This window comes from Aurantiacibacter gangjinensis (assembly GCF_001886695.1).
GTDB lineage: Bacteria > Pseudomonadota > Alphaproteobacteria > Sphingomonadales > Sphingomonadaceae > Alteraurantiacibacter > Alteraurantiacibacter gangjinensis.
The window spans coordinates 1-12436 of the sequence record NZ_CP018097.1 but is presented as its reverse complement, the minus strand read 5'-3'; the positions used below and the strand labels follow the sequence as shown (position 1 = coordinate 12436).

Genomic DNA, 12436 nt, shown 5'->3' with positions numbered 1-12436 from the left:
TCGGCTCAGTTGTATTCGATCACCGCATCGCGCCGCAAATCGCGCAGATAGCGCTGGGCACGGCGGTTTACGCGGTCGCTTTCGATGCTGTTTTCGATCTCGGCGATGGTCGGGCCGCTGGTCTGTTCCGGATCGTCACGGCCGCACAGCATCAGCACCCGCACGCCTTCGGTCAGGTCGCCGAATGGCGGTGTCGTCTGGCCGAGGCTGAGCTGCAGAAGAGGCGTTTGCAACGCTTCGGGAAGCTGGCGGACGGGGATCTGGTCGTTATCGACCACCTGGGCGCCGATGGCGGCGGCACGTTGGTTCGCATCGCCGCAACCGCTCATGCTGTTCACCACTTCGATGAATTCGGCAGCACGCGCTTCGGCGGCTTCGGGCGTCATGCCCGGCTCGAAGCCGATGCTGATCTGCTTCAGGCTGAGCACCGCATCGCGCGGGTCGGCCATGCCGATCTGGCGCTGGTCGATCATCAGCAGGATCGAAAAGCCGCCCGGTATTTCCAGCGGGCCGACAAGCTGGCCCGGCGTCATCTGCTGGGCTGCAGCCTCCAGAGTGGGCTGCTGCAACTGCTCCAGACGGATCCAGCCGAGGTCGCCGCCGACGATGCGGGTAGACGCTTCGGAATATTGCCGGGCGTACGCAACGAAGCTGCCGCCCTGTCGCAATTGCTGCACGATCTGCTGGGCGTTCGCCGCAACCTGATCGCGATTGGTCGGATTGGCCGAGAGGAAAATCTCGCCCAACCGATATTCGGTGGTGCCGGTCGCCTCTACGATCCGTTCATGCACCTCGCGCACTTCCTCGGCGGACACGCTGACGAACGGGTAGATATTGCGCTGGAGCAAGCGATCCCAAGCCAGCTCGCCCATAATCTGGCGCTTGATGGAGCGCGGGCTCGATCCGATCGAGGTGAGATAGGCATCCAACTCCGGCACGGTCATGCCGCGCCCGTTGACGGCGAAGTTTTCGTAGGCCGAATCCACCTCTTCATTGGTGACGGCCATGTCCTGGATGGAGGCTTCCTGCACCTGCAGCGTCTCGTCGATCAGATTGCGCAACACCTGCAGGCGCAGTTCCTGCAATTGCGCTTCGCTGTATTCGACTTCGCCCTGGGTCGACATGATCAGCGCCAGACGCTGGTCGATATCGGTGCCGGTGATGATATTGCCGTTTACGCGGGCGGTGGCGCGGCGGACATTCGGGTTGTTGTTGCCCGAGATGAAAGTAACGTCTTCGGGCAGGTTGAACGCGTCCGAGCCTGCGGCCTGGACACCCTGAGCCTGGGCAGGCGCGGCCAGCATCGCAAAGGCGAGCGCGGTTGGCGTTGCAAGTTTCGTCAATGTGGTCGCAAGCGACATTCAATATACCCTTGTTTTGTCTGTTGGCGCCGCATCGGCGTCCAAATACGGGCCCGCCTTGGGCGGGCACGGCTGAACAATAGCTGAGCCGCGCGCCGCAGGCCAAGCGTCCTAGCCAAAAGCTGCGCGCGTGCCAATGCAGCTATCGACAGGCTTGCAACGCCCTAATTGAAGCCGAGATTACGCAAGCTGAAATACAGGCGGAAACTGCTGCCGCTTTGCGCATCGGCCAATTCGATGAAATCGCGCCGCCATGTGAAACCGAATTCGAGGCAGTCGTCGGCATAGGCGATGCCTAGGCGCGTGCGCAGCGGCTCAAACCCGTCGGACGTAAAGGTTGGGTCTTCTTCCCGGTCGGTCAGGTTGACGACGGCAGAGCCGAAGATCGACCAGTAACCCGCGAAAGCAAAGCGGCCCGCGACGCGCAATTCCTCTCGGTCCTGCAAGTCTTCGAGGTCGAAAGGAATGTCGCGGTCCAGCCGCAGATAGCCGATTTCCGCGTAGGTTTCCGCGGAGCCGACGGTCGCGTCGATCTCGTTGCGGCGAACGGAGAGACTGTCCTTGTCGAGGCGGTAGCGGTGGGTGAATTTTAGGAAATCCTGATAACGAACCTCCGTGCGTCCCACAAAATCGCTGAATTGTTCGTTGAGGCCCGTGCCGTCGGGGAAAATGTCGAACGCGTCTGTCAGGCGATAGGATTGCCCGATGGTGGTGTGCAGCCGCCATCCGGGGAAGTTGGCCTGCCAGTCCGCGCCGTATGTGACGCGCACCCCGTCCTCCACGCGGTCATAGCCGGGGAAGCGATTGAGCGCGAAGAGGTTCGAATCCTCAAGGTCGATGGCGCGCGCATCTTCGTTCGGGATGTCGAGGTTCTCGATATCGGGTGAGGCGACCAGCTGAACGCGCGGCGTGAGGATCTGCGTTCCGCCAAGGAAATCTCCGATAAGCGGCCATTTCACATCCACCGCCGCCGTCGCGACGCCCCGCGCCTGCCAGCCGCTTTCGCCGCGATAGGAAGGCACGCTGGTCAGCAGGTTATCGTCGGAATGATAGACATCGCCGCGCACAAGCGCGGTGAATGTCACTTCCTGCCCGAGGCCGGTGATGCGGCGCAAATCCCATTGCGCCCCGGCAAAGGCACGGCGCGTGTCCTGCCCCTCTGCGCGAGTGATGGCGAGCGTGTTGGCTTGCAATTCCACCGTGCCGCCCAGCAGCGGATCTTCGAGCCGGTAGCGCGCATCGATCAGCGGCAAGGCCAGCGGCACCTCGCCCTGCGGCGTGCTGACCAGCAGCGCCTGCGTGCCCCAACCGGCGATGGAAACGAAGGAATTGTCGTCGATCCGCTGCAGCTCCACCACGGAGCGCAACCGGTCTTCGCGTGTGATGTCGTAGCGGCGCAGGAAGGTGCGATCCGATGCGAGGCGCAGAGAGCCTTGCGCGGTCCAGTGCTCGTCCAGCTGGAACCGGCCATTGGCGAAGAAATAGCCGCGAAAATCCTGTTCCGATGTTTCGGTCGTCGATCCCAGCGGAATGCGCGATCCGTAGGTCGCGTAGCCGGTCACCTGAAATGCGCCGTTGCCAGTAAGCTGGCGATACTGGCCCGACACCATGGGCGCGGCATCGGTATAGAGATAGCCCGTTACCGTCAGGTCGCGATTGTCGGCGATGCGCCAGTAATAGCTGTCCGATATTTCGACACCGTTGGAAGCGGTAAATGCGATGTCCGGAATGAAAAAGCCCGAATCCGCCGATCCGTCCGCGCGAACCGTCAGGCCGGGCAGGGGAAGGATGCGTGCACCGAACAATTCGAGATAGGCGTCGCGAAAGCGGATGCGCTGCGTATCCTGATCGTAATAGACCCGCTCTGCCGTGACCCGCCAGCTGGGCGAGCGGTCGCAGCCATCCGGATCGACCACGGCGCAGCTGGAATAGGCGGCGCGGTTCAACTCTATGTCGCCATTCTCGGCGCGCGATGCCTGTTCCGCCGCCAGCCTGCCACCCTGCCGGAAAGCGAGAAGGAGGTTCGTCATCGCGCCCGCTTCCAGCTCGTCCGTCAGCACGAGGCGGTCGGTGAAAAGCTGGTTGCCGTTCTCGTCCACTAGGCGGATCGCGCCGGCGGCGACGATCTCGCCGGTCAGGCGGTTCCAGACGACTTCGTTGGCGCGCACCGATTGGTCGCCGGAACGCAGGATGACGTCGCCTGATGCGGTGACAGTATCGGTCGTCTCGTCATAGCGAAGCTCGTTCGCCTCGAAGCCGATCTCGCGCGGGCCCTCGCCATCGGGAACCTGCGCGAAGGGGCTTTCCGAAATATCGGGCAGCTCCACACCCGCATCTTCAGGATCGAAAATGCCGCCTTCTTCCTGCGCCATCTCGACGCCGGGTCCGGCGCCTTCCTGCGCCAGTGCGGGCGATGCGCACAGCATGGCGCAGGCCAATCCGGGCGTGGATACGCGGACCGAGGGGAAGCGGCGGAGCATGGCTTGCCTATTACACCGCGCGACCCTAACTGCAACGCCAGCTTTTGCGGGCGGCATCGCGCCACCCGATAACAAGATAATACGCCCTAGGGAGCCTACATGGACATTACTTTCACACCCGCCCTGCAAGCCGACACCGCCCGTATCGTGGCGCGCATTGTTGCGCAGGATGACATGCCTTCCGACCTGCCGCGCGCCATGATCGAAGGCGCGGAAGCCTCGCGCTTCAAAGGCAAGGCCGGGCAAGTGTTCGACGGGTTTCAGGAAGTCGATGGCAATGTCGTGCGCATGGCGCTGGTGGGCGCAGGCAAGCCCGACGATCGCGAACGCATGGCCAAGCTTGAGAAAGCGGGCGGTGCGCTGACTGCTAAATACCTCACTAGCGGTGAGGAAGCGGTGGCGCTGGATGTGGCAAGCAGCGATCTGAGCGCGGAGGAAACGGCTGCCGTGCTTTCCGGCGCAAGGCTGCGCGCATGGCGGATGGACGAATACCGCACGAAGCTGCGCGACGAGCAGAAGCGTTCGCTCAAGACCGTAATCGTCGCAGGCGCACCCGATGGCACCGAGGCGGCATGGGAAACCGCCAAGGCTGTCGCGACCGGCGTGGAATTCACCCGCGAACTGGTGACCGAGCCTGCCAATATTCTTTATCCCGAAAGCTTCGTGGAGCGGTGCCGCGAGCGGTTCGAAGGCACTGGCGCAGAGCTTGTCGTGCTGGACGATGCCGAGATGGAAAAGCTCGGCATGGGTTCGTTGCTGGGCGTCGGTTATGGCTCGGAACGCGAATCGCGCCTGCTCGCCATCAAATGGATGGGCGGCAAAGACGGTGATGCACCGCTCGCTTTCGTGGGCAAAGGCGTGACCTTCGACACGGGCGGCATTTCGCTGAAGCCCGGCCCCGGCATGGGCGACATGAAATTCGATATGGGTGGCGCAGGTGCGGTTGCGGGTGCAATGCTGGCGCTGACGCTGCGCAAGGCCAAGGCCAACATTATCGGCGTGTGCGGGCTGGTGGAAAACATGCCCGATGGCCGCGCGATGCGCCCGGGCGATGTCGTCACATCCATGTCCGGCCAGACGATCGAGGTTCTAAACACAGATGCCGAAGGCCGGCTGGTGCTGTGCGATGCGCTGACCTGGGTGCAGCAGGAATACAAGCCGTCGCGCATCGTCGACCTTGCCACGCTGACCGGTGCCATGCTCATCAGCCTGGGCCATGAGCAGGCGGGCTTGTTCAGCAATAATGACGATCTGGCGGACGATCTTATCGCGTCGGGTCTGCGCAGCGGCGACCGCTTGTGGCGTCTGCCGCTCGGGCCGGAATACGACAAGCTGCTGGATAGCCCGATTGCCGACATGAAGAATATCGGCCCGCGCTGGGCGGGCTCGATCACCGCCGCGCAATTCCTCGGTCGCTTTATCGAGAACGATACGCCGTGGGCGCATCTCGACATTGCCGGCACCGTCTGGACCGAAAAGCCGGGCGCGACATGGGATAAGGGCGCGACCGGCTACGGCGTGAAGCTGCTCGACGATTTCGTCCGCTCGACAGTCGAAAGCTGAGGACAGGCATGGCCTCGAGCAGCGAAGCGGTAGGCCGATAAGATGGCCTCAAGCAGCGAAGCGGTAGGCCGAGAGTAATGCCACGGATGCGCAAGAAATCGGACCTTCCGTCCAAGATTTGCGCATCCTGCGGCCTGCCGTTCACCTGGCGCAAGAAGTGGGAGCGGGACTGGGACAATGTGCGCTACTGCTCCGAAAGGTGCCGGCGCACAAAGGCGAAAGGCGAGGGCTGACATGCGTGTCGACTTCTATCTGCTGTCGCAAGACCCGGCTCCTGCAGCCATCGCCCTGCTGGCTGGCAAGGTGCGGCAGGCTGGCGAAAAACTTCTGATTGTGGCCGACGATCTGGAACTGCTGGAGAGCGCCAGCAAGACGCTGTGGGATACAGCGCCCGAGGCCTTCCTCGCCAATGGCATTGCGGGGGACGAGCATGATGCGCGCCAGCCCATCCTGCTCTCGAACGAAGTGGATGCGGTGAATGGCGCGCAATTCCTGCTGATCGCGGATGGCCAGTGGCGCGAACCGGGTGAAGGCTTTTCGCGCGTGCTCTATCTCTTCGACCAGTCGACCATCGTCGGCGCGCGACTAACATGGAAAGCCATTCAGGACCGAGAGGGCGTGGAGAGTCGCTTCTGGAAGCAGGATGGCGGCCGCTGGGTCGAGGGACCATGATCCTCGCAACGCTTCGCACATGCAAGCCGGGCTAACCTCCAGCGACGGCAATCAAACGCGCACCACCATGGCTCTTGCTCCGACGCGGCGGGGAGGGTAGGGGCGCGCGCAATTCGCACATCTCTCTTTTATCCAAAGGATACCTCCCATGGCGGCCACCCGCACATTCTCGATCATCAAGCCCGATGCCACCAAGCGCAACCTCACTGGCGCCGTCACCAAAATGCTGGAAGATGCAGGCCTCCGCGTCGTCGCGTCCAAGCGTATCCACATGAGCCGCAAACAGGCAGAAGGCTTTTACGCGGTCCACAAGGATCGCCCCTTCTTCGGCGAACTGGTGGATTTCATGGTCAGTGAGCCGGTTGTCGTGCAGGTTCTGGAAGGCGAAGATGCCGTGCTGCGCAACCGCAAGGTAATGGGCGCTACCAATCCTGCCGAGGCCGATGAAGGCACCATCCGCAAGGCCTATGCCCTGTCGATCGGCGAGAACACCGTCCACGGTTCGGATAGCGATGAAAACGCCAAGATTGAGATCGACTACTTCTTCAACGAAGACGAGATCGTCGGCTAACCTTTGTTAGCCTACAATTTGTAAGAAGATTGCGCTCCGGATCTGGTTGAAGCCAGATTCGGAGCGAATCGATTCTGGTGCTATACAAGTCGAACTTGTCCGGAAAGGGGAGCGTTCCGGTGTTCGACGGCGGAAAGAAACGCGAGATAGCTATCGTGCGCGAAATGGTCGCGGCGATGAACGACCATGATGCGGATCGGGTTGCGAGCCTGCTGGGTGACAATCCGCGCTTCGTCGACAGCCATGGAGAATGGCTGGAAGGGCGAGACGACGTTATTGCCGCCACGCGCCGTTTTCTTGACATGGACCGCAGCTTCAAACTGCATATCGAACACTCGACCCATCATGATGGAGAGGTGCTGCTGCGCGGGCATGTCACTTCCGACCAGCCTGCCATGGCAACCGACACGCTGTGGCGCGCGCGGATCAAGCGTGGGAAAGTCGTGTATTGGCAAAGCTATGGCAGCCCGAACGCACCGCACCTTGCGCGCATGCTAAAGCCGACGATGGAAACCCGGCAGCCTGCCTGATCGCGACTAATTACGCGCCTTGCGCGGCGCTGCTTTCGAAAGCCTGTATTTGCTTGCCATGGTGCCTGTGCGCACCGTTCGAGGCCTTGCGCTGTTCCTCGCGCATGGCCGGAAGGGTTTCGTCCGACATTGGCAGGCTGAGCGTCGCGTAGATGCGCGTGATCTCCGTCTCCCAGTTCTCACCTAGCGCATCGAAATCAACATCCGCCACGGGGCCGTCGAAGGCGGCGAGGGCGGCATCCATGCGCTCTTGGCGCAACGCAATTTTGCGCGCGACTTCGGCTTCGATCCATTCGTAATCCGCATGGTCGGACTGGATTGCCATCTGGTTTGCCACCAGTGACGCGGAACTACGGATCAGGTCGTTTTCGCAACGCCGCGTCATTACCACGCGCGCATCGGGAAACTGCGCCAAGAGCGCCGGCAAGTCCTCGGCGAACTGCGGCACTTTCAGCACACGCGGCCGGTGCGCGTTATCGTGCCAGCTAGCGTCCGTGCGCAGCATCCGGGCGAATTCGTGATACACTGGCGCCGGATCGCGCGCTTCGCTGAAAGCGGTGAAGCCGGGGATGCGCCATTGTGCTTCATAGGCGGCGTGATCCAGCGCAGCAGCAAGCCAGCCAAGCTCTTCGTCCGCGCGTGTCGCGCCGAAAGGGTGGATCGTATCGAGCCACGGGTCCAGCGCCTTCGCAAAGGCCAGCGAGAGGGCAGACCAGGCTGGCCGTGTATCGGGAGAGCGCGGCACGGGATGCCAGCTATCGCAAAAGCGCGTGGCCGAAAGCGAAGGATCGGCGGCCAACAGGCGGTGTATTCGCGTTGTGCCGCTGCGCATTTGCCCCGCCACGATGATCGGCGGGGCGAGCGGCGTGTCGAGCAGGGCAGGGGCCTTACGCCACAGCACGCCCAAATTTAGCCGCTGGCGAATGACGCGCACAAGCTGGCCATGCGCCATCGTTTCGCCCAGTGGATTGAGCTGCGCCTCGCTTGCCAGCGCATCGCAGAGCTTCTCCAGCCGGAGCCGGAAATCGGCGACATCCTCCGCACTGCGGCAGGCGGTTTCGCCATGGGCTGGGGCATCGGCCAGCGCTTTCTCCCACAGCACATCGGGATCGAGCGAGGGCCGCGCGCTCAGCCCCTTGCGCCACGCGGTCTCCAGCCAGCCGATCACCGTATCGACGCGTTTGGACCGGGTGGTGGGATGCGGGCGCGGTGGCGGATTCAAAAGCTAGAACTCCGCTGCGGCATCGCGCAGCTTCGTAAGGCGCTTGGGTGCGACGGATTGCCAGCTTCTATCGAGCCATTCGGACACATGGTCCCAATCAACGCCCGCCTTGTTGAGAATGATCCCGACCCAGCCGCTGGCACCGTAATAAGCAGGTTTGAAATAGGTTTGCGGGGCAGTCTCAACCAATCCTTCCACCTCGTCCACGCCGCCTGTCTTTACCAGCACACCGATATGGTCGCTGCCATGATGGGTGTCGCTGAAATGGGCGAAGAACTTGCCGCTCTTTCCGGCTGTGCGCCATGCGGGCGATCCGTGGCTTTCGCGCTCTTCGGCCTCGGGCTGGGCAAGCGCCAGCTCGCGCACCCGTTCCAGCAACCAGTCGGCGCGGTATTGCCGCGAGACATAGGCGGCAAAGGTGCGCGGGTAGAGCTGGTATTCTGCAAGGATTACGCGCGCAGCGAGGCTGTCTGCCGTGTCGCTCGGCAGGATGGCGACTGGCATTTGCCCGAGCAGCGGCCCGCCATCCAGTTCCGGCGTCACGACATGGACGCTGCATCCGCCAAACGCGTCGCCTGCATCGATGGCGCGCTGGTGCGTGTCGAGGCCCTTGTATTTCGGCAGCAGCGATGGGTGGGTGTTGACCATCCGGCCTGCCCAGCTTTCGACGAAGCCCTCCGTCAGGATGCGCATGTAACCGCATAGCGCGACATATTCGGCGCCAGCCCGTTGTAGGGCGGCATCGATGATCGCTTCGTGCTCGACGCGGTCCATGCCGCGATGGCTGTGGCTGAAAGTGGCGATACCTTCGGCAGCGGCGATCTTGAGGCCGCCGGCATCGGGATTGTTGCTTGCGACCAGCACGATTTCATATGGGCAATCGGGAAGGCGCGACTGGAACAGCAGTGCGGACATGGTGGTGCCATTGCCCGACAAAAGGCAGGCGACACGGGCCTTTTCAGCCATCGTGCTCAGCCGCCCAGTCCTCGCGCGCCGACCATGATCCGGCAGAGCCGCGCACCGTGCAGCCGCGCTGGCCTTCGACGATTTCACCGATCCGCATCACCGTTTCGCCGGCTTCGGTCAGCGCGTCGGTCACCGTATCGACACTGTCGGAATCGACAGCCACAACCATGCCGACACCGCAGTTAAAGGTGCGCGCCATTTCGGCAGGCTCGATACTGCCCTGTGCCTGCAGGAACGCCATCAGCCGCGACTGCTCCCAGCTATCGGCATCGACGATTGCGCGGGCCCCCTCGGGCAGCACGCGGGGGATGTTCTCCAGCAGGCCGCCGCCGGTGATGTGCGCCAGCGCAGAGACATTGCCGGAGCGCACGATGGGCAGCAGGCTTTTTACATAGATGCGGGTCGGCTCCAGCAGCGTCTCGATCAACAGACGGTCCGCATCGAACAGGGCAGGGCGCTCCAGCTTCCAACCCTTGTCCTCCGCCAACCGCCGGACGAGCGAAAAACCGTTGGAATGCACACCCGAACTGGCAAGGCCCAGCAGAACATGGCCGGGTGCCACCCTGTTGCCGGTCAGCTGCTCGCCGCGCTCCACCGCACCGACGCAGAACCCGGCAAGGTCGTAATCGCCCGCCGCATACATGCCGGGCATTTCCGCCGTTTCGCCGCCAATCAGCGCGCAGCCTGCCTGCTTGCAGCCTTCGGCGATACCCGCAATCACGCGCTCGGCGACGCCGTTTTCCAGCTTACCGGTGGCGAAGTAGTCGAGGAAGAACAGCGGCTCTGCGCCCTGTACGATCAGGTCGTTCACGCACATGGCGACGAGGTCTATGCCGACGGTGTCGTGCCGGTTTGTGTCGATGGCCAGCTTCAGCTTTGTGCCCACGCCATCATTGCCCGCCACAAGCAGCGGATCGTTATACCCCGCCGCCTTCGGATCGAAGAAGCCGCCGAACCCGCCGATCTCGCCATCGGCACCGGGCCGCATCGTCGCTTTTACCAGTGGGCCGATCGCCTTCACCAGCCGGTTGCCCGCCTCGATGGAAACGCCCGCCTGTTCATATGTGTAGGATTGCTTGTCCGAACTCATGCACATGCCATAGTCTTTCAGGCTTGGATTTCCACTCGCCATTGGGCAAAAGGCTCGCGATTTCCCCGATGAACACTCTTTCCTTCCCTCCTTTCGCCTTCAAGCGGCACTGGCCCGCCCTTCTGGGTGCGGCATTCGCGCTCGCTTTGGCGATCTTCGCCGTCGCCTCCCTAACCGCGCAGGTCTCGGGCGAGCGCGGAATCGCGCCGGTCGCCAGCAGCTCCGATATCAGCGTGTCGGGTATCGAGGTGGATGTGCGCGGGGAAAGTGCCGAGGATGCCCAGCAGAACGGCTGGCGCGAGGCGCAGCGCATCGCGTGGGAACAGCTCGGCGGGCCGGACATCCCCGATTCGCGGCTAGAGGGCATGGTCAGCTCCATCGTGATCGAGCAGGAGAATATTGGTCCGCGCCGCTATGTCGCGCGCCTTGGCGTGATTTTTGATCGCCAGCGTGCCGGCGGGATGCTGGGTGCCGACGGAGCGCGCAGCCGTTCTGCGCCCATGCTCACCCTGCCGGTGATGGTATCGGGCGGCACGCAGACGATGTTCGAAATGCGCAATCCGTGGCAGCGGGCCTGGGCGGAATACCAGTTCGGCGGCAGCGCCATCGATTATGTGCGGCCCAACGGTGCTGGCGGAGAGAGCCTGCTGCTGACCTATGGCCAGACGGGGCGCCGAAGCCGGGCGTGGTGGAACAATATTCTCGACGAATTCGGCGCCGCCGACATCCTCGTGCCGGTGGCGGACCTGACATGGCAATGGCCCGGCGGCCCGGTGGAAGGCACATTCACCGCGCGCTACGGGCCGGATAACCGCTATCTCGACAGCTTCACGCTTCGCGCCGACAGCAGTGAGGATCTGCCGCGCATGCTCAGCCAGGCGGTGGAGCGGTTCGACGGCATTTTCGCCGCCGCGCTCGCCGATGGCACTCTGCGCCCTGATCCGACGCTGACGCTCGACAATATCGAGATTAGCCCGGAGATACAGGCGCTTCTGGCACAGGCTCGCCGGGCCGAAGCTGCGGCAAGCAGGGAGACTGATGCCGCTAGCGATGTTGACGATACCGCTTCGCCTGATACGCCCGCCACTCCGGAGCCGGCCGTCGCGACAGCAACCTTCGCGGTGCAGGTGGCAACGCCCGATACCGGCTCTTTCGACCGCGCCGTCAGCCTGCTGCGCGGTACGCCCGGCGTTCGCGGCGTGTCGGTGACATCCACGGCCATCGGCGGCGCGTCGCTGCTGAGCGTCAGCTATGCCGGCGAATTGTCCGATCTTGCCGCAATATTGCGCCAGCGCGGCTGGGCGGTAAGCGAGGGAGCGGGCGGCCTCGGCATCTCGCGCTGAAGAAACCGCCGACCCGGCGTGACGATACGATGAGCCAGATTGCCCTTCCTCTCCCGACCGGCGGCGGCGGACCGCAGCGCATCGTGCTGGGCAATGCCAATGCCGCCGTGGCGGAGGCGTTGCTCGCGCCCGAAAGCTGGCCCTATCGCACCGCCGTGCTTACCGGGCCGCCGCGTTCGGGCAAGTCGCTACTGGCAGGCTGGTTTGCCGCCAACGGCAGGGGAGAGGCAGTGGACGATGCGCAGGCCATGCCGGAAGATGCGCTGTTCCATCGCTGGAACCGCGCGCAGGAGGATGGCACGCCGCTGCTGATCGTGGCCGGAGAGCCGCCATGGAACATCGCACTGCCCGATCTCAAATCGCGCCTCGGCGGATCGCTGCAACTGGAAATCGGCCAGCCCGATGACGAGATGGCAGCGGAACTGCTTCTCTCGATGGCGCAGGAGCGGGGCCTGCCTCTCGGTCAGGATGCGGCCGATTACCTTGTGCCGCGCGCATCGCGATCCCACGCGGCGCTGGAAAATCTGGTCATCACCATCGACCGCTTGTCCCTCGAGCGAAAAGCCCCACCTAGCCTGGGAATTTGGCGCGCCGCGCTGGAAGCGGTGAACGGCCCTGACGAGCCGCGCTTGCTTTGA

General features: G+C 63.3%; 12 protein-coding genes. 7 read left to right on the top strand and 5 right to left on the bottom strand.

The window, feature by feature from the left end:
- Window positions 1-5 precede the first annotated feature (5 nt).
- The gene (locus tag BMF35_RS00060; RefSeq protein ID WP_236781527.1) at window positions 6-1343 is read right to left on the bottom strand and encodes a peptidylprolyl isomerase; all 1338 of its coding nucleotides are present in this window, start codon (window positions 1341-1343) and stop codon (window positions 6-8) included.
- Window positions 1344-1525: 182 nt separating this feature from the next.
- Window positions 1526-3841 (bottom strand): LPS-assembly protein LptD, encoded by a 2316-nt coding sequence (locus tag BMF35_RS00055; protein ID WP_047006164.1) that lies wholly within the window; start codon window positions 3839-3841, stop codon window positions 1526-1528.
- A 99-nt stretch (window positions 3842-3940) separates the two neighbouring features.
- Between BMF35_RS00055 and BMF35_RS00050 the strand changes: the two genes are divergently transcribed.
- From BMF35_RS00050 to BMF35_RS00030, 5 genes are all read left to right on the top strand, one after another.
- A complete protein-coding gene (locus tag BMF35_RS00050; protein ID WP_071961139.1) occupies window positions 3941-5404 on the top strand; it encodes a leucyl aminopeptidase in 1464 nt (487 codons plus the stop codon).
- 77 nt (window positions 5405-5481) lie between these two features.
- Window positions 5482-5637, top strand: coding sequence for a DUF2256 domain-containing protein (locus BMF35_RS00045; RefSeq protein WP_071961138.1), 156 nt, complete (start codon window positions 5482-5484; stop codon window positions 5635-5637).
- A gap of 1 nt (window position 5638) precedes the next feature.
- A complete protein-coding gene (locus BMF35_RS00040) occupies window positions 5639-6076 on the top strand; it encodes a DNA polymerase III subunit chi (protein ID WP_047006162.1) in 438 nt (145 codons plus the stop codon).
- A 148-nt stretch (window positions 6077-6224) separates the two neighbouring features.
- Window positions 6225-6647 (top strand): nucleoside-diphosphate kinase, encoded by a 423-nt coding sequence (gene ndk, locus BMF35_RS00035; protein WP_047006161.1) that lies wholly within the window; start codon window positions 6225-6227, stop codon window positions 6645-6647.
- Between the two features lie 119 nt (window positions 6648-6766).
- Window positions 6767-7177: a nuclear transport factor 2 family protein gene (locus BMF35_RS00030; protein WP_047006160.1), complete on the top strand. Its 411-nt coding sequence runs from the start codon at window positions 6767-6769 to the stop codon at window positions 7175-7177.
- Between the two features lie 10 nt (window positions 7178-7187).
- On the opposite strand, the gene BMF35_RS00025 is transcribed toward BMF35_RS00030, so the two are convergent.
- Genes BMF35_RS00025 through purM form a run of 3 tightly spaced genes read right to left on the bottom strand, consistent with a single transcriptional unit; the run spans window position 7188 to window position 10455 of the window.
- Window positions 7188-8399, bottom strand: a complete 1212-nt coding sequence (locus BMF35_RS00025; protein WP_052765945.1) for a sulfotransferase family protein — start codon at window positions 8397-8399, stop codon at window positions 7188-7190.
- A gap of 3 nt (window positions 8400-8402) precedes the next feature.
- Window positions 8403-9365, bottom strand: a complete 963-nt coding sequence (gene purN, locus BMF35_RS00020; RefSeq protein WP_047006159.1) for a phosphoribosylglycinamide formyltransferase — start codon at window positions 9363-9365, stop codon at window positions 8403-8405.
- The gene (gene purM, locus BMF35_RS00015; RefSeq protein ID WP_082115645.1) at window positions 9358-10455 is read right to left on the bottom strand and encodes a phosphoribosylformylglycinamidine cyclo-ligase; all 1098 of its coding nucleotides are present in this window, start codon (window positions 10453-10455) and stop codon (window positions 9358-9360) included. The genes purN and purM overlap by 8 nt, the downstream gene beginning before the upstream one ends.
- Before the next feature lie 68 nt (window positions 10456-10523).
- Between purM and BMF35_RS00010 the strand changes: the two genes are divergently transcribed.
- Complete coding sequence (locus tag BMF35_RS00010; RefSeq protein WP_052765944.1) at window positions 10524-11798, top strand: hypothetical protein; 1275 nt, start codon at window positions 10524-10526, stop codon at window positions 11796-11798.
- A 29-nt stretch (window positions 11799-11827) separates the two neighbouring features.
- Window positions 11828-12436 (top strand): HdaA/DnaA family protein, encoded by a 609-nt coding sequence (locus tag BMF35_RS00005; protein WP_047006158.1) that lies wholly within the window; start codon window positions 11828-11830, stop codon window positions 12434-12436.